Raw genomic sequence first — 17,045 nt, 5'->3', positions numbered from 1 at the left:
TGCGCGAAGGCCACAGACAGCCCTCATCGGGGCGATCAGATCGCCCCGAGTGGTCCCATCGGCTCGGTGCGCAACTGACAAAGAAAATCGGCAAAGCCGCCGCGTAGCCGGCCGGCGGCGCGCGCGCTGGTGACCACGCGCGGCGCCGGACTCCAGGCGATCTGTGTGCCGAGCGCCGCCAGCCGTTCCACCAGCGCCACGTCCTCGCTCGCCGCATAGGCGGGAAATCCGCCGGCCCGCTGATACGCGTGCGAGGCCACGCCGAAGTTTGCGCCGTGGATATGGCGGTGACCGCGCACGCGCCGATAGTGCGCGTCGAAGCGATGCGCCACCGCGGGCGAATGCTCGCTCCAGTCGTCGACCTCGATCAGCCCGCACACCGCGTCGGTGCCCTCCGCCAGTTGCGCCACCAGCCAGTCGGGTGCCACGCGGCTGTCCGCATCGGTAAAGGCCAGCCAGCGCGCGTCCGCCGCCAGCAGGTGCATCGCGCCGGTATGGCGGGCCACACCGACATTGCGCGCGGCCACGGTGAGGCAGGTCACGTGCGGATGCCGGCCGGCGATGGCGGCGGACGCGTCATCGCAGGCGTCGAGCACGGCCACCACCATGGCCGGCTCGCCGTTGAGCAGCGGATGGGCGATGGCCACGCGCAGGGCCAGCAGACAGGCTTCCAGGCATGCTTCCTCGTTATGAACCGGCACGACCACGCCAATCATGTCGGTGCCTCCTCACGGCTACGCAGCGGGCGTGCATCGCGCGACCACACTTCCAGCAGAAAATCCGGTTCCAGATGTCGCGCCTGCCGATGCAGGCCGGGCTGCCTGCCGATGCAGCGATGCGCTTCGCGCGGCGACAGCTGGCGGCCGCGAAAGGGCCGGAGCCAGTGGCAGGCGACGATCACGCCTTGGGGGCTCAGCGAGGCCGCCGCGCGCTGTGCGAGGCGTTGCCACGCGGCCAGCGGCAGGTAGTACGCGAATTCGCTTAGCACGATCAGGTCGAAGATGCCGTCAGGCCAGTCGCGCGGCAGCTCACCCACCTCGAGCGAGACGTGCGGATGTGTGGCAAGGCGCGCGCGCGCCAGCTCGATCGCGCGTGGGATCGGGTCCATGGCGACGAGGGCGGTGCAGCGGCGCGCCAGCGCTTCGGTCAGCAGGCCATTGGCGCAGGCTGGCTCGAACACGCGACCGTAGCGGCGGTCCGGCAGCGAGGCGAGGAGGATTTCGCGCTTGCGGGCTTCATACCACAGCGACTCGAATCCCCATGGATCGGGCAAGCGGAAAATCGCCTCGAAGTCGGTATTGTCCGGCGCGCTCATAGTTTCCATTCCTCCGTGGTGCCGGCGCCCAATGCCTCCCCGAGCGCGGCCAGGTCGCGTTCGGCGTGACTCTGCCGCAGGAACACCGGCAGGTCCGCATAGCACGCCGCGAGTCGCCGGTCGCGGCACAAGGGACCGGCGCCGAGCGCGTTGCCCGCGTGGCGCAGGGTGTGCTGCACGGCGGCCTCGACGACCGTGCGCACGCGGATCGCGTGCGGCATGGCATCGGCGACGGGATGCGTATCGATCCACGTGGCGGTCTCGCGCAGCAACGCAGCCGCCGCGCGTAGCTGTCCGTCGATATCCCCTAAATGGGCGGCCCCGTGCGGATCGGGGCGCCGGCGCAATCCGGCATGCAGCGCTTCGGCAAACGGCAGCACCGCGCCATACCAGCACGCGGCAATGCCGGCACCGCCATGCCAGAAGCCCGGGCGACGCAGATAGGCGTCGGCGTCGCCGAGCAGCAACGCGGGCGTATCGGCAAAGCAGACGTCACCGCTGTGGGTGGCGCGCATGCCGACGGCCTCCCAGCCCTCGTCGGTCACCGCGATCCCGGCAGCGCGCATGTCGACCACGGCGAGCCGCCGCGCGCCCTCGGCATCGCGGCATGTCATCAGCGCATGGGTGACCTCGCGGGCGCCGGAGCACCATGCCTTGCGACCGTTGAGGCGGACCGGCGTCAGCCGTGCATGCGCGCGCCCGCCGGTGGTCGCGCTCAGGGCGTCTCTCGACGACGCGCACGCGGCCGCTTCGGAATCCGGTAGTGGCGTGGCATCGACGGCAGCAAAAGGCGGTTCGGCCGCCCACACCGCCCAGCATCCATGCGTGGCATGCGTGGCGCCCCCCATCGCGGGGGCAGGCGAGGCAAGCGACGCTCCGGCGCGATGTGGGGCGGGCGGGGCGGGCGGGACGCCGGCAATTTCGGCGATGATGGCGAGCGCATCCAGATGCGATTCGAACAGCTTGCCCGCCACCGCGCCGTGGTCGTGCGCCACGGTCGCGAGCAGACGCCAGCGCGCAAGCGTATGGCCGGAAGCGGGCAAAGGGGCGCCGTCCGCCGGCACGTAGCGGGCAATCAGGTCACGGAGGCAAAGAGAGCCTGCGGGATCGTCCGCGAGGGTATCCATGGCAATGGGCACAAGATTCTTGTTCTGCTAGCAGCATAGAAGCTGCGGTAGCGCGCCAGCAGCGGTGGCCGGCGCGAATCGTTGTCAGAGGATTCCCACGCGCTGCGCCGTCGCGGGCGCATGGCTGACCCGGGACAAGCGCCTGCGCCGCGTCTTGCTATGCTGGCGGCCCTGGATGACTCCCTGGCGATCCCACCGATGACGATACCCTGCCACGTGCCCTTTCGCGTAGTGCCCCTCCGCGCCCGCGCCGTGCCTCGCCACGCCGTGCTGTGTAGCGCCGTACTCGCTACCGTTGCCGCGCTTGGTGCGCCCACGCTCGCCAGTGCCGCCACCGCGGTTACCACCGCCGTCACCGCCGAGGCCACCACGCAAGCGCGCGCACCAGCCACCGACCATGCCGCCCTCGCTGCCGCCGTCGAGGCCGCCATCGCGCCCGTGATGACCGAGCACAAGATTCCCGGCATGGCAGTGGCCGTCACGGCAGGCGGCAAGGCCTACTACTTCAACTACGGCGTGGCCTCGCTCGATAGCGCGCAGCCGGTCAGCGAAAACACGCTGTTCGAACTCGGCTCCGTCAGCAAGACCTTTACCGCCACGTTGCTGGCCTACGCCCAACAGCAAGGCAGGCTGCAGCTGACCGATGCGGCGAGCCGGCATGAACCCGCGCTGGCGGGCTCGCGCTTCGACCACATCAGCCTGCTGCAACTGGCCACCTATACGGCCGGGGGCCTGCCGCTGCAGTTTCCGGATGCCGTCAATTCGAACGCGGAAGTGTTCGACTATTTCCGTCAATGGCAACCCGGCCATGCGCCCGGTACGCAACGGCTGTATTCGAATCCGAGCATCGGGCTGGCAGGCGATGCCGCCGCGCGCAGCCTCGGCCAGCCGTTCGTGACGTTGATGGAAGCGACGCTGTTGCCGCAACTGGGCCTCGCGCACACGTATATCCACGTCCCGACGGCTCGCATGGGCGCATACGCGCTTGGTTATGACCGGCAAGGCAGGCCCGTGCGCGTCAATCCCGGACCGTTCGACGCACAGACCTATGGCGTGAAATCGACCGCCGTCGACATGATCCGCTTTGTCCAGCTCAACCTTGATGCCGCGCCGTTACCGCCCGACTGGCGCGAGGCCATCACGGCCACGCACACCGGGTACTACCAGGTCGGTGCCATGACGCAAGGGTTGGGATGGGAGATGTACCCTTATCCGACCGCGCTCGCCACGCTGGTCGCCGGCAATAGTCCGGCCATGGCCTTCCAGCCGCACGCGGCGCGCAAGCTGGAACCACCGTCCCGGCCGCGCGCGGACATGCTGCTCAACAAGTCGGGATCGACCAACGGCTTCGGCGCTTATGTGGCCTGTGTGCCCGCACGCCGGATCGGCGTGGTCATGCTCGCCAATCGCAATTTTCCGCTCGACGCGCGCGTCGCCGCCGCCCATCGCATCCTGCAGGCCATCGACGTGCCATAGAGGTGCCATAGAGGTGCCATCGACGCGCCTTGGACGCTGCGGTCGGCTGCCGGCAGCGAGTCTGTAGAAGTTGCCGCGTGGCACCGCCGATATTGCAGGATCGTCGGGACGGGGCGCGGGGGCACGTCATGGCGGCCGTGGCATGGTCGATGCATGGAACCCGGATTCATGACCAACCGGAATCAACCGGTTGAGATCAACCGATCCAGGAGCAGACCATGGCACAACAGGCACTGGCAGGTGTAAAGGTGGCGATCCTTGCCGACGACGGCTTCGAGCAGGTCGAACTGACCGAGCCGCGCAAGGCGCTCGACGACGCTGGCGCGCGCACCAGCGTGGTATCGCCCAGGGACCAGCTGATCAAGGGCTGGAACGTCAAGGAGTGGGGCGATACCGTAGCTGTCGACATACCGCTGGCACAGGCCAGGCCCGATGATTTTGACGCCTTGCTGCTGCCGGGCGGCGTGATCAACCCCGATTCGCTGCGCATGCAGCCCGCGGCAGTCGCGTTCGTCAAGGCGTTCTTCGATGCCGGCAAGCCGGTCGCGGCGATCTGCCACGGCCCGTGGACCGTGATCGAGGCCGGTGCGGCAAAGGGTCGCAAGATCGCTTCGTGGCCATCGCTGAAGACGGACCTGACGAATGCCGGCGCGGAGTGGGTGGACCAGGAGGTAGTGGTGGATGGCAATCTCGTCACGAGCCGCAAGCCCGACGATATTCCGGCCTTCAACCGCGCTATCGGCGAGCAATTCGCGCGTGTACGGCGCTGACGGAAAGTGCCCCCCGGCCGCGTGGTGCCGCGGCCGGGGCGGGGTCCGCGGAACACTGACAATTTTGTAATTCTTCGGTCAGTCTCGGGTCAGCGCCCAGATCCAATACTGCGTACAGCTTTTCATCATTTCGATGAGAGCCGCCCTCCCGGCAACCGGCCATGAGGGCGATGCCATCCACCAAGATAAAGAGAGGTACGCACCATGAAAACGTTGACTCGCACCCTGCTCGTCGCCTGCACGCTGGCTGTTCCCGCACTGTCGTTCGCACAGGGCGTGCAAGGTCCCCTGACCCGCGCCGAAGTTCGCGCCGACCTGATCCGTGTGGAAAAGGCGGGCTTCCATCCCGGCGTTGGCGAAGATGCCAACTATCCGCAGGACATTCAGGCGGCCGAAGCGAAGATCGCCGCCGAGGACGCCGCCAGGACCACCTCGATGAACCAGACGCCGAGCCAGCCGGCCATGGCGGCGCCGATGACGCGCCAGATGGCCAGCATGCACTACCGCATCGACAATGTACGCAGCCCGTTCTACTACGGTGCCTGAGCGTCCGCCGGTATTGGCAACGCTGCCGCGCGGCATGGCCATGCCTGCCCGTTGTCTGTTCTCCCTGGCGCGGCCGCGTGTTGCCACGCGTCCGCGCCACCGGTGGCGCGCGCGACGTCGTGCACAGCGGTACATGCGTCGCTAACGCCGCCATCTTCCCCATCTTCCCATCTTCCCCATCCTCCCTCCGCCCACTTGCCGTGCGTAACCCGCAGCGACGTGCCTGAAGCGGGGCGGCACGCTGGCCGGGCCCAGGCAGGGCAGCCAGGACGCGGCACGCGGTCGGTGCGGCCGCTGGGCTGCGGTGCCACGATGGCATATCATGGCGTCCTCAACAACGGGAGACCTTATGCAGATTCGGGGATGGTTGGCGGCCGCCATCGCGGCACCGTTCGTGGCGGCCTGTGCCAGCGGCGGTACGGGCGCGGTGGAATCGCGCGATGCCAAGGTGTTGCGCTCCAATGCCAGCGTCAGCGATCTGGTGCTGTGCCTCAAGAGTCGGCTCAAGGACGACGCCACGGTCATCGCCTATCCGGAACCCGGTCGCGTCGATATCCGCATCGGCGACGGCAGCCGCGCCGATTCGCACTATTTCCATCTGGTCAGCCTGAGCCAGATCGGTAGCGGGGCCAACGGTGGCGGGACCCGCGTCGAAATCCGCAGTGCCGACGAATGGCACCCATTGCTGAGCGGCAAGCGTGTCGCCGGCATGGTCGAGGACTGCAAGCCCGGCACTGCGCGCTAAGCCCTCGCCTATACCCCTCATACCCCTATCCGTACCCCTGTCCGTACCCCTGTCCGTACCCCTATACGCTGATGGGACGATAGGACGATACCCAGATACGCCGGGCGCGGGGCCCGTGCATGCCTGCCAGCGCATGCCCGACCGCTCTCCATGAAACGGCATCGATCGATAACGGCCGCGAGTTTCGACTCGCGGCCGTTATTTATTTGATGACCGCGATGCAAAAATAACCAATCCCGTTATCGGATTTTTAGCCGGCGTGGTGCGTTGTCGATATCGCACGATGGCGATTGAGCGTATTCGGCCGACACCTGTCGAACACCCATCGTGGACCCAGGACCTCCGCCTGGCGCGGCTGTAGCGATTGGACAGAGCGATGGATGGTGTGTCGAGGATTCACGATTTTTCATTGCCTGCAGGGCTTATATATTCAAGCCAACGCGATAACCGAACGCGTTCATCGAAGGCACTCATCTTTAAAGCAGGAGCTTCATCATGACAAACAGATCTCAATTCCTGAAGCGTGTCGCGGCGGTCCTTGGTGCCGCTGGCATGGCCATCGCGGCGGGCGCCGTCCAGGCTGGCGACGTGCGTGGACCGCGTGACCCGTACACCGATGGTGCGCACGATGTGCGCGCTCCGCGCGATCCCTATACCGATGGCGCCCACGCCATGCGTGTGGCGGCCGATCCGTATGTGCACGCCGCGCGCGATGTGCAGGCCCCGCGCGACCCGTACACCGAGGGCGCCTGACGGTCCAGGCGCTTGCCGCCGTGCGACCGGCCGGCCCGCCTGAGGCTAAAGTCCTGCTCAAAGTTGCCGTTAGCGCACAAGGACAAGTACACAGAGAGGGTCCCATGGTCGCTATTCCCGCGCTCGGCGCGCAGACCGCCGCGCGCTTGCCCAACCTCACTACGCCTGCGGGTGCCGGGAGTGCGGGCGGCGGCCAGCCGCCGGCCACCGGCCAAGCAAGGGCGGCGGTTGCGCTCGGCCAGGCGGCTCGGGACAGTGCCGTCTATACATTGGCTCAGCTGTCGCCGGTTTCGGTCTGGGAGCATACGACCTCCGACGCCGTGACCTCGCGCATGGCCGGCAACGCCTATGCCGCGCGCCTGGCTGACCGCTTCGATGGTCTGGCGGGGGCCTTGCTCGCGCGCTTCAAGACCGATGGCGGCGACTTTTCGCAGTCGGTGGTCCAGTTGCCGGCCGGTAGCGCGGCGTCGAGCGTCAAGGCGTCGCGCTTTCACGGCGAAGCCGGCAACCAGGTGGCACTCACCATCGCCACGCGTTCCGGCGCCACGGTCGCGTTGACGCTGGGCAGCGACGACGATCGGCTTGCCGTGCAGATCGCCGTCACGGGCGGTCAGCTGTCCGATGCCGAGCGCAGCGCGCTGGCCGGGTTATCCGATGCCTTCGAGCAGGCTGTCGACGGCCTGACCGCGGTACCGCCCAAGCTCGCGCTGGGCGATCTGCTGGACTACGATTCGTCCGTGCTGGCGTCGGTCAACCTGCACGCCACCACGGTGGTCGGACCCAACGCGACACGCACCATCGATTTCACCGCCAGCGATGCGCACCGCTCGGTATCGGTCACCGGACCGGATGGCAATGTGAAGGTCGATGTCGACATGAAAAATGCCGGCATTCTCGGCAGTGCCAGCCAGCAGGCCAGCGCAGTGGCGCAGTACCTGAAGCAGTTCGACGAGGCACGCCAGCGCGGGCAGGGCGATGCCGGCCTGATGGGCATGTTCGAGGATGCCTTCAGCGCGCTGCACACCCATACCGACCATGCCGCCACGGCGCCGCACGGCATCGTTTTCAGTGCCGGCGACCACGGCATGATGACGGGTCTCGCCGATTTTTCCGCGTCGGTCACACAGGTGACCAAGGCCAGCAACCCGATGCGCAGCGACGAACGCGATGCGTTCTCGTACCAGGTCTCGCAGCAGACCCAGGTCGGCGGCACCGGACAGCTCGATCGCAGCGTGCGGCAGCACCAGGAGTCGAAGCTCGACGCCAGCTTCCACCGCTCGCTGTTTGCCGATACGGCGCTGATGCTGTCCGATAGCGCGTACTCCCAGAATTACTTCTACGAGCAGATCCACGATACCGCCAGCAGCGACATGGAGCTTGCGTACGACCAGGGCCAGCTCGCACGCGCCACGTTGACGCAGTCCGCCGACCAGTCGCGGCGCGTGCAACGGTACGAGCTCGGCCGGCTCGAGCAGGACACCACCACGCCGTCGTCGCACACGCGCACCACCGATGTGCTGGCGCTGGTCAAGGCCGCTATCTCGAACCATGACGCACGCGGCCGCGCCACATCGCTGCAGGACGCGCTGGCGCGGCAGGAGGAGATCCTGGCGAGCATGCACGACCGCGTGCTGCTCGAGTCGCAGGCCGCGCGACTGGCTGCCTGAGCACGGCGCCCGCGCGCTTACGGGCGCGGCACCACCAGCGGGGCGCCCTTGCGTACGACGTAGGTCGCGAGTTCCGACGCCGTGCCGCTGCCGACGTTCCTGGCCGAGTGTGCCACGCCGTCGGGTATGAACAGCGACTCGCCCGCCTTCAGCGTGACCGGCGCGCGCCCGTCAAGCCGATACTCGAGCGTGCCTGCGAGCACGAACGCCACTTCCTCGCCCGGATGCGCATGGCGCGGTGCCAGCACGCCGGGATCGAAGTCCACGCGGACCTGTACCACTTCATGCCCGCTCGCGCTCAGGTCGTTGCGCACCAGGTCGGTACGGTGGAGCCCGGGCGTCTGCGCGCCGGCCGCGGGCAGCAGTCCGGCACCCAGTACCAGCAGGGCGGCGGCGAGAATTCGGGTGGTCTTCATGATGGCGTCCTTTCCTGTTGAGAGAATGTGAAGCCATTGAAGCGGAGCGCTGTATCGCGCGTGTATGGCGGCGGGGGCGTCTTGTAAGCCAATGTATGCGGCTGTGTCGCGCACACGATGCGATACAAGGGCGCGCGGGCGGCAGCACTGGCGTGTGCCGCCTGCGCGCCCCGCAGTCAGCCTTGATCGCCGCCGCCGACCGGCACCACCGTGCCGGTCATGTACGACGCCTCGTCCGAGGCCAGGAACAGGATGACGCCGACCTGTTCGTCGATGGTGCCGTAGCGGCGCATCAGGCTCGACTGGATGGTCTGGCCGACGATGTCCTGGTACCACGCGGCTTCCTGCTCGGACTGCGGCGCCGCGTTGCGCGGAATGCGCCGCGGCGGGGCTTCGGTGCCGCCGGTGGCGACCGCGTTGACGCGGATGTTGTCGGCGGCATGCTCGAACGCCAGGCTGGCCGTCAGCGCATTGACGCCACCCTTGGCTGCCGCGTACGGCACGCGGTGAATGCTGCGGGTGGCGATCGACGACACATTGACGATCACGCCGGCGCGGCGGGCCAGCATGGCGGGCAGTACCGCGCGGCAGCTCCAAAGCGTGGGAAACAGCGAACGACGGATCTCGGCCTCGATCTGCTCCGGCGCGTAGTGCTCGTACGGTCGGGTCCAGATGGTGCCCCCGACGTTGTTGACGAGAATGTCGATGCGGCCGAACGCCGTCAGCGCGGCCGCCGCCATGGCTTCCGCGCCCGCCCACGTCTCGAGATCGGCGTGCACGGTCTGGGCCTCGTGGCCGGCCATGCCGATCTCCGCCGCCACTTCGTCGACCAGCGGCGAGCGATCGGCCAGTAGCACGCGTGCGCCTTCCGCCGCCGCCGCGATGGCCACGCCGCGACCGATACCTTGCGCGGCGCCAGTCACGATCATGGTGCGGTCGGTGAATCGATGGTGCGCGCGCATCATGCCTCCTGGCTGGCCGCAAACTTCTCGAAGTAGAAGCCCGCGGGGGTCACGCCGTTCTGCTGCAGCCAGCCGCGTACCGCCTCGACCATTGCCACCGGTCCGCACAGATAGATATCGACATCGCCACCATTGAGCCAGGCGGGATCGACATGCGCCGTCACGTACCCTTTGCGCGCGTGCGTGCTGCCGGCATCCGCTACGCAGGTCCGGTACGCGAAGCCATGCACCCTGGCTGCGGCCGTATCGAGCCGGTCGAGCGCGACCAGGTCGACGTCATGGGTGACCCCATAGACCATGCGTACCGGTTGCGTGAGGTCGCTCGCCGCGAGCACGTCCAGCATGGACAGGAACGGCGCGATACCGGTGCCGCCCGCGAGGAACAGGACCGGGCGTGTCACCGGCCGCAGATAGAAGCTGCCATAGGGACCGGAGAAGGCCATGCGCTGGCCCGCGCGCGCCTGGTCCGCGAGATAGCGGCTCATCTTGCCATCCGGCACGTTGCGCACCACGAAAGCCGCGCGCGGCGCGCCGGGCGCGGAGCTGAACGAATACGCACGAGTCTGCCCCGCGCCGGGAATCTCGACGTTGACGTACTGGCCGGGCAGGAAGCTCAGCGCCAGCGGATCGTCGAGATCGATCGAAAAGCCGATGGTGGAAGGCGACAGCGGCGCCACATCGGCAATGGCGCCTTCAAAGCGCGTCACGCCGGTCTTGCAGGCGGTGGACGACGCCGCGACCCGGATCACGCAATCGGAGCGCGGCCGCGTCTGGCAGGCCAGCACATACCCGCTGGCGGCTTCCTCGGCGCTCAGCGCGTCTTCGATATAGCTCGAAGGCGGCAGGTCGTAGCGGCCCGACTCGCACTGGCCGCGGCACGTGCCGCAGGCGCCGTCGCGGCAGTCGAGCGGGATGTTGATCTGCTGCCGATAGGCGGCGTCCGAGAGGGTCTCGTGTTCGCCGCACGCGATGAAGCGGGTGACGCCGTCCTCGAATTGCAGGGCGATCGTATGTTCCATGGCCGGTTTCCTCCTGCCGCGCTCAGATGTGATAGATGTCGATGACCTGATGGATGTAGTCGTTCCTGAGCACGACGTACTTGTTCAGGATGCGGGGGGACTCGCCCGCAAGGTCCAGCACGTAGCGCGACATGCCGAAGTAGCTGTAGTCGGTCTGGTACCGATGGCTCAGCGTGTGCCAGTTGAAACGCACCGTGCAGCGGTCCCCCTCCACGCTTTCCACTTCCACGTTGCTGATGTTGTGGCTGGTGCGCGTATCGGGAATGGTGGCGCTCGACCGCTCGGTCTTGATGCGGAAAATGCGATCCTCCAGCCCCTGCCGGTTGGGGTAATAGATGAGCGAGATCTCGCGCTGCGGGTCGGTGATCAGCTTGCCGTCGTCGTCCCAGCACGGCATCCAGAATTCCGCGTCGGGGTGATAGCAGGTCAGCCACTCGTCCCACTGCTCGTCGTCGAGCAGGCGTGCCTCCCGGTACAGGAAGCGCGTGATGGCGCCGGCATCGATGCGGGCCGATTCGTTGGCGATTACGGTGCGCATAGCCGAGCTCATGCCGCATCCTCCGTACCATGGGTCGTGACACCGCGTGCCGCTACCGCGCGCTTCATGGTTTCGAGCCAGTAGCGGTGCTGCACGGTATAGAGGCCTTCGTCCTCGGTGCGCACACCGCTCATGCGCGGATTGAGGCCGATGCGGCGCGCGGCCTCGTCGGGCCCGTCGACCCAGTGCGTGGCACCACGGCACATGTCGTTCCAGGGCAGCGCCTCGCCGGCGTAGCCTTGCTGGCACGCGCGAAACTCTTCGAGGTCGTCCGGCGTGGCCATGCCGCTCACGTTGAAGAAGTCCTCGTACTGGCGAATGCGGTGTGCTCGCGCTGCGGGCGCCTCGCCGCGCGGCGCGATGCAATAGATGGTGACCTCGGTGCGGTCCACCGAGAGCGGGCGCAGCAGGCGAATCTGGGAGCCGAACTGGTCCATCAGGTAGACGTTGGGGTACAGGCAGAGATTGCGCGAGTTCTGGATCATCCAGTCCGCCGCGTCTTCGCCGCAGCGTTCGGCAAACTCGGCGCGGCGCGCGAAGTTGGGGCGATCTTCGGGATTGGCCCAGCGCGTCCACAGCAGCATATGGCCGTGATCGAAGGCGTAGAAGCCACCGCCCTGGTTGCCCCACTTGCCGGCATCCATGGCGCGGATCTGGTCGGCGCGCGCTTCCTGCTGCTTGCGGTGGCTGGTGGTAGCCGCGTAGTTCCAGTGGACCGCGGAGACGTGATAGCCGTCCGCGCCATTCTCGGCCTGCAGCTTCCAGTTGCCGGCGAAGGTATAGGTCGACGCGCCGCGCAATACCTCCAGTCCGTCCGGCGACTGGTCGACGATCATGTCGATGATGCGGGCCGCCTCGCCGAGGAACTCGCGTAGCGGCAGGACCTCGGCGTTGAGGCTGCCGAACAGGAAGCCGCGATAGTTCTCGAAGCGCGCCACCTTGCGCAGGTCGTGCGATCCCTCCTTGTTGAAGCCCTCGGGATAGCCGGCCTGGTCGGGGTCTTTCACCTTGAGCAGCTTGCCGCTGTTGTTGAAGGTCCAGCCGTGGAACGGACAGGTGTAGGTGGCCTTGTTGCCCCGCTTGTGCCGGCACAGCATCGCGCCGCGATGACTGCACGCATTGATGAACGCATTGAGCTCGCCCTGGCGATTGCGCGCGATCACCACGGGCTGGCGCCCGATATGCGTGGTGTAGTAGTCGTTGTGGCTGGGGATCTGGCTCTCGTGTGCCAGATAGACCCAGTTGCCCTCGAAGATGTGCTTCATCTCGAGTTCGAACAGGGCCTCGTCGGTAAATGCGCGGCGATGGAGGCGATAGTCGCCGGTGTCCTTGTTCTCGATCAGAAAGCAATCGAGCTGGGCGGGGTCGCTGATGGGGCCCTCGATGGCGCCGGCGATGCCGTCAAGGGAAGGGGCATGGGCGGAAGCCGGGCAGGCGTGGCCCGCACCGTTATCCACATGGATCGGAATCATGCTGTCTCCTGCGATGTCACTGGCCGCGTCTGGCGCGCGGCCCGGGGGCGAAGCCCGCGGGCGTTTGCCCGTCGATGCTTCAGGGTGCCGACCGTTCAGGCGGCGGCGCGCTGGCGTGCCACTTCCGCGGCCGGGGCGCCGGCCATGTCGCGATGGAGGCGGAAATCGAAGTCGATCGAGGCGAACGGCCGGTCCACGCCATGCCGGTCCATCCGCGCCGGATCGTCGATGCGCCGGACGGCCGGCACCAGGCCATCGCGGCTGGCAAACGCAAAGTCGTCCCACAGGAACGCATCGCCATCGATATTGATCTGCGTGGTCAGCTTGCGATGTCCGGGGGCCGAGACGAAGAAGTGGATATGCGCGGGGCGGCGGCCATGGCGGGCCAACAGGTCGAGCAGACGCTGCGTAGTGCCTGCGGGCGGACAGCCGTAGCCCATCGGCATGGTGCTGCGGAATTGGTAGCGGCCATTGCTGTCGGTGATGATCGTGCGCCGCAGGTGGAAGGCCGGCTGGGTTTTGTCGAAGAACGAATAGTTGCCGAGCTGGTTGGCATGCCATACCTCCACGCGCGCGCCGGCTAGCGGCGTGCCGTCGGTGCCGCGGACGCTCCCCTGCATGAAGAGCACTTCGCCCTCGGCGCCGCCATCCGCGCCGGCTTCATCGAGGCGCGCAAAGCCGATGCTCTCGGGAGCCCCCGCCACATAGAGCGGACCTTCGATCGTGCGCGGCGTGGCGCCGGTCAGACCGGCGCGCGTGTCCGCTGCATCGGCGCGGATATCCAGAAAGCGTTCGAGCCCGAGCCCTGCGGCAAGCAGGCCGAGTTCGTGCGTGGCACCGGCTTCCGCGAAGTATTCGATGCCGCGCCAGACTTCGTCGGCCGTCAGGTCGAGGTCCTCGATGGCCTTGAACAGGTCCGCGGTCAGCCGCGTGACTACCTGCTGCACGCGCGGATGGGGCGTGCCCCGGGTAGCGGTGTCGACCAGGAATTGCCTCACCAGCGCGTCGATCTCGGTGTGTGTCATATGTCTCGCTCCGTATGTTCTGCGGGGTACTCGAATGGCCGGTGTGACGATACGGTCTGAGTATCGAACTTGATGTCCGGCATGTGAGGGAGCATAGTTGACGCGGTTTTATGGCGTCCAAGACTGATTGAGTATCTGGGCAATACCGGAGAGGTATGAAAGTGGAGCTGAGACATTTACGCTACTTCGTGGCCGTCGCGGAGGAACGGAACTTCACACGGGCGGCCGAACGGCTGCACATCGCGCAGCCGCCGCTGTCGCGCCAGATCCAGCAACTCGAGGAGTTGCTGGGCGTTTCGCTGTTCGAGCGCAACGTGCGTCCGCTCCGGCTTACCGATACCGGGCGCTTTTTCTACACGCATGCGCTGCAGCTGCTGGCGCAGACCGCTGAGCTCGAGGCCATGACGCGACGCGTCAGCAAGATCGAGCACAAGGTGTCGGTCGGCTTTGTCGGCTCCACGCTGTACGGCATGCTGCCCCGGATCATCCGGCGCTTTCGGGCCGCGCATCGGCATATCGAGATGACGCTGCACGAGATGTCGACCATGGACCAGATCAAGGCGCTCAAGGAGGGCCGCATCGATGTGGGCTTTGGGCGCATCCGTCATGACGATCCCGCGGTACGGCGCGTGGTGCTGCGTGAAGAACGGCTGGTCGCCGCGCTGCCGCTAGGCCATCCGCTCGGCGAGGGGCGTGACATGCTGAGTCTCGCCGATCTCGTCGATGAAACGCTGATCATCTTCCCCAAGGCACCCCGGCCGAGCTTTGCCGATCAGGTCCTGGCGTCGTTTCACGATCGCGGTCTGCGGCCCGGCAAGATCCAGGAGGTGCGCGAAGTCCAGATTGCGGTCGGTCTGGTCGCGGCAGGAGAGGGCGTGTCCGTGGTGCCGACCAGCGTGGTCGGCATGAAGCGCGACGATGTGACCTACATGCCCTTCGACGATGCGCGCATTGTCTCGCCGATCATCATGAGCATGCGCATGATGGACGAGTCCGCCTACCTGAACGACATGCTTGCGCTGATCTACGCACTCTACGAGGAAGAGCGCGTCGATCACCTTCAGCGCGCGCCGGATTAGCATGAAAGTGGGAAATTTCTCGGGAATAACCCCTAGTTTCGAGAAAATACATCATAGCGTGATATAAACTCCCGAACTCGAACCGTCGTCCGGACCATTGGGCCGAGATGATGGCGATGTGGTGGAGGAAAACTTCGAGGGGACTACACGCATGCGAGTACGCAGGCAGACCGACCTGTTGTCGGGATTGATGTTCATTGTTGTGGGGCTTGGCTTTTCACTGATTGCACGCGGCTATTCGATGGGTACCGCCGCCAAGATGGGCCCCGGCTATTTCCCGTTCTGGCTTGGCATCGTGCTGGCATTGCTTGGCGCGGTGGTCGCCATTGGCGCCACGTCCGCCAAGGCCGAGGAAGACCGCATGGCGCGCTGGGACTTCAAGACCATGCTGTGGGTGCTGGGCTCGGTGGTGGTATTCGGCCTGGTGCTCAAGCCGCTCGGCATGGTGCTGTCCGTGCTGGTGCTGGTCATCCTGTCGTCCATGGCGAGCCACGAGTTCTCATGGAAGGGCGCAGTGCTGAATGCCATCGTGCTGGTGATCATCAGCACGGTCGCCTTTGTCTACGGCATTAATCTGCAGATGCCGGTGTGGCCTGCATTTCTGACCAACTAAAGGCAAGGGGCCACGGATGGAATTGCTGAGTCATCTCGCGCTGGGATTTTCCACGGCGCTATCGCTGCAGAACATCGCCTATGCGTTTCTCGGTTGCGTACTGGGCACGCTGATCGGCGTGCTGCCGGGGCTGGGGCCGCTCGCGACCATCGCGATGCTGCTGCCGGTCACCTATTCGCTGCCGCCGGTAGCGGCGCTGATCATGCTCGCGGGCATCTACTATGGCGCCCAGTATGGTGGTTCGACCACCGCCATTCTGGTCAACCTGCCGGGCGAGTCCTCGTCGGTGTGTACCACGCTCGACGGCTACCAGATGGCGCGGCGTGGCCGCGCCGGCGTGGCGCTGGCCACTGCGGGCCTGGGCTCGTTCTTTGCCGGCAGCGTGGCCACGCTGATCCTGGCCGCGTTTGCCACGCCGCTCTCCGAGCTCGCGTTCAAGTTCGGTCCCGCCGAGTATTTCTCGCTGATGGTGCTGGGCCTGATCGGCGCCGTGGTGCTGGCCTCGGGTTCGCTGGTGAAGGCGGTGGGGATGATCGTGCTGGGGCTGCTGTTGGGCCTGGTCGGCACCGACGTGAACTCGGGTGCGGCGCGGTTTTCGTTCGACGTGCCGGAGCTCACCGACGGTATCAGCATCACCGCGCTGGCCATGGGTCTGTTCGGTTTTGCCGAGATCATCGCCAACCTGGAGCAGAAGGAAGCGCGCGAGACCTTCACGGATCGCGTGACCAACCTGTTTCCCACCAAGGAAGACTTCAAGCGCATGATCCCGGCCACCTTGCGTGGCACCGCGCTGGGGTCGGCACTCGGTATCCTGCCAGGCGGCGGAGCCTCGCTGGCGTCGTTCGCGGCGTATTCGCTGGAGAAGAAGACGTCGAAGTACTCGCACGAGTTCGGCAAGGGCGCGATCGAAGGCGTGGCCGGACCGGAATCCGCCAACAACGCGGCGGCACAGACCTCGTTTATTCCGCTGCTGACGCTGGGCATTCCGCCCAATGCGGTGATGGCGCTGATGGTCGGTGCCATGACCATCCATAACATCCAGCCGGGTCCGCAGGTGATGACCAGCAACCCGTCGCTGTTCTGGGGGCTGATCGCGTCGATGTGGATCGGCAACCTGATGCTGGTGATCCTCAACCTGCCGCTGATCGGCGTGTGGGTGAAGCTGCTGACGGTGCCGTACCGCTACCTGTACCCGGCCATCCTGGTGTTCTGCAGCATCGGTGTGTACTCGGTCAACAATACGGTGTTCGACGTCTTTATGGCGGCGGCCTGCGGCATGGTGGGATACCTGTTCCACAAGCTGCGCTGCGAACCGGCGCCGTTGCTACTGGGCTTTGTGCTGGGGCCGATGATGGAAGAGAACTTCCGCCGCACGCTGCTGCTGTCGCGCGGGGACTTCTCGGTCTTTATCTCGCGCCCGCTGTCGATGGGCCTGCTGATCGCGGCGGCGGCACTGGTCGCGGTGGTCGCGCTGCCGTCGATCAAGGCAAAACGCGAAGAGGCGTTCCAGGAGGAGTAAGCC

The 17,045-nt window shown here is 66.4% G+C and carries 18 protein-coding genes; 9 read left to right on the top strand and 9 right to left on the bottom strand.

Annotated elements, in window-relative coordinates; all coding sequences use genetic code 11:
* Positions 1 to 35: 35 nt before the first annotated feature.
* Genes DFLDMN_RS25260 through DFLDMN_RS25250 form a run of 3 tightly spaced genes read right to left on the bottom strand, consistent with a single transcriptional unit; the run spans position 36 to position 2,442 of the window.
* Positions 36 to 716 (bottom strand): glycosyltransferase, encoded by a 681-nt coding sequence (locus DFLDMN_RS25260; protein ID WP_423200507.1) that lies wholly within the window; start codon positions 714 to 716, stop codon positions 36 to 38.
* On the bottom strand, positions 713 to 1,315 hold the full coding sequence (locus tag DFLDMN_RS25255; protein ID WP_423200506.1) for a class I SAM-dependent DNA methyltransferase: 603 nt from the start codon (positions 1,313 to 1,315) through the stop codon (positions 713 to 715). The genes DFLDMN_RS25260 and DFLDMN_RS25255 overlap by 4 nt, the downstream gene beginning before the upstream one ends.
* Positions 1,312 to 2,442, bottom strand: a complete 1,131-nt coding sequence (locus DFLDMN_RS25250; protein WP_423200505.1) for an acyl-CoA dehydrogenase family protein — start codon at positions 2,440 to 2,442, stop codon at positions 1,312 to 1,314. The genes DFLDMN_RS25255 and DFLDMN_RS25250 overlap by 4 nt, the downstream gene beginning before the upstream one ends.
* Before the next feature lie 270 nt (positions 2,443 to 2,712).
* On the opposite strand from DFLDMN_RS25250, the gene ampC reads away from it, so the two are divergent.
* The 6 genes from ampC to DFLDMN_RS25220 all read left to right on the top strand — a co-directional run bounded on the left by ampC (position 2,713) and on the right by DFLDMN_RS25220 (position 8,399).
* Positions 2,713 to 3,918: a class C beta-lactamase gene (ampC, locus tag DFLDMN_RS25245; RefSeq protein WP_423200564.1), complete on the top strand. Its 1,206-nt coding sequence runs from the start codon at positions 2,713 to 2,715 to the stop codon at positions 3,916 to 3,918.
* Positions 3,919 to 4,136: 218 nt separating this feature from the next.
* Positions 4,137 to 4,688: a type 1 glutamine amidotransferase domain-containing protein gene (locus DFLDMN_RS25240; protein WP_423200504.1), complete on the top strand. Its 552-nt coding sequence runs from the start codon at positions 4,137 to 4,139 to the stop codon at positions 4,686 to 4,688.
* Positions 4,689 to 4,892: 204 nt separating this feature from the next.
* Positions 4,893 to 5,234 carry a DUF4148 domain-containing protein gene (locus DFLDMN_RS25235; RefSeq protein ID WP_423200503.1) on the top strand — a complete coding sequence of 114 codons (342 nt, stop codon included), beginning with the start codon at positions 4,893 to 4,895 and terminating at the stop codon, positions 5,232 to 5,234.
* 349 nt (positions 5,235 to 5,583) lie between these two features.
* Positions 5,584 to 5,979: a hypothetical protein gene (locus tag DFLDMN_RS25230; protein WP_423200502.1), complete on the top strand. Its 396-nt coding sequence runs from the start codon at positions 5,584 to 5,586 to the stop codon at positions 5,977 to 5,979.
* A gap of 495 nt (positions 5,980 to 6,474) precedes the next feature.
* Positions 6,475 to 6,732, top strand: coding sequence for a hypothetical protein (locus DFLDMN_RS25225; RefSeq protein WP_423200501.1), 258 nt, complete (start codon positions 6,475 to 6,477; stop codon positions 6,730 to 6,732).
* 104 nt (positions 6,733 to 6,836) lie between these two features.
* Positions 6,837 to 8,399: a hypothetical protein gene (locus tag DFLDMN_RS25220; RefSeq protein ID WP_423200500.1), complete on the top strand. Its 1,563-nt coding sequence runs from the start codon at positions 6,837 to 6,839 to the stop codon at positions 8,397 to 8,399.
* A 17-nt stretch (positions 8,400 to 8,416) separates the two neighbouring features.
* On the opposite strand, the gene DFLDMN_RS25215 is transcribed toward DFLDMN_RS25220, so the two are convergent.
* The 6 genes from DFLDMN_RS25215 to catA form a co-directional block, all read right to left on the bottom strand.
* Positions 8,417 to 8,815 carry a cupin domain-containing protein gene (locus DFLDMN_RS25215; RefSeq protein ID WP_423200499.1) on the bottom strand — a complete coding sequence of 133 codons (399 nt, stop codon included), beginning with the start codon at positions 8,813 to 8,815 and terminating at the stop codon, positions 8,417 to 8,419.
* Positions 8,816 to 8,991: 176 nt separating this feature from the next.
* Positions 8,992 to 9,777 (bottom strand): 1,6-dihydroxycyclohexa-2,4-diene-1-carboxylate dehydrogenase, encoded by a 786-nt coding sequence (locus DFLDMN_RS25210; protein WP_423200563.1) that lies wholly within the window; start codon positions 9,775 to 9,777, stop codon positions 8,992 to 8,994.
* Entirely contained in the window at positions 9,777 to 10,796 is a 1,020-nt protein-coding gene (benC, locus tag DFLDMN_RS25205; protein ID WP_423200498.1) for a benzoate 1,2-dioxygenase electron transfer component BenC, read from the bottom strand. The genes DFLDMN_RS25210 and benC overlap by 1 nt, the downstream gene beginning before the upstream one ends.
* A 22-nt stretch (positions 10,797 to 10,818) precedes the next feature.
* Positions 10,819 to 11,334: a benzoate 1,2-dioxygenase small subunit gene (gene benB / locus DFLDMN_RS25200; RefSeq protein ID WP_423200562.1), complete on the bottom strand. Its 516-nt coding sequence runs from the start codon at positions 11,332 to 11,334 to the stop codon at positions 10,819 to 10,821.
* 8 nt (positions 11,335 to 11,342) lie between these two features.
* A complete protein-coding gene (gene benA / locus DFLDMN_RS25195) occupies positions 11,343 to 12,806 on the bottom strand; it encodes a benzoate 1,2-dioxygenase large subunit (RefSeq protein WP_423200497.1) in 1,464 nt (487 codons plus the stop codon).
* 95 nt (positions 12,807 to 12,901) lie between these two features.
* The gene (gene catA, locus DFLDMN_RS25190) at positions 12,902 to 13,831 is read right to left on the bottom strand and encodes a catechol 1,2-dioxygenase (protein ID WP_423200496.1); all 930 of its coding nucleotides are present in this window, start codon (positions 13,829 to 13,831) and stop codon (positions 12,902 to 12,904) included.
* Positions 13,832 to 13,992: 161 nt separating this feature from the next.
* Between catA and DFLDMN_RS25185 the strand changes: the two genes are divergently transcribed.
* The 3 genes from DFLDMN_RS25185 (at position 13,993) to DFLDMN_RS25175 (ending at position 17,042) form a co-directional block, all read left to right on the top strand.
* On the top strand, positions 13,993 to 14,910 hold the full coding sequence (locus tag DFLDMN_RS25185; protein WP_423200495.1) for a LysR family transcriptional regulator: 918 nt from the start codon (positions 13,993 to 13,995) through the stop codon (positions 14,908 to 14,910).
* Between the two features lie 151 nt (positions 14,911 to 15,061).
* Positions 15,062 to 15,523 (top strand): tripartite tricarboxylate transporter TctB family protein, encoded by a 462-nt coding sequence (locus tag DFLDMN_RS25180; RefSeq protein ID WP_423200494.1) that lies wholly within the window; start codon positions 15,062 to 15,064, stop codon positions 15,521 to 15,523.
* Positions 15,524 to 15,539: 16 nt separating this feature from the next.
* The gene (locus DFLDMN_RS25175) at positions 15,540 to 17,042 is read left to right on the top strand and encodes a tripartite tricarboxylate transporter permease (protein ID WP_423200493.1); all 1,503 of its coding nucleotides are present in this window, start codon (positions 15,540 to 15,542) and stop codon (positions 17,040 to 17,042) included.
* The last annotated feature ends 3 nt before the right edge of the window (positions 17,043 to 17,045 follow it).

Origin of the sequence: Cupriavidus sp. H19C3 (assembly GCF_049393815.1) — a bacterium.
GTDB lineage: Bacteria > Pseudomonadota > Gammaproteobacteria > Burkholderiales > Burkholderiaceae > Cupriavidus.
This window is presented reverse-complemented; position numbering and strand designations above follow the sequence as displayed.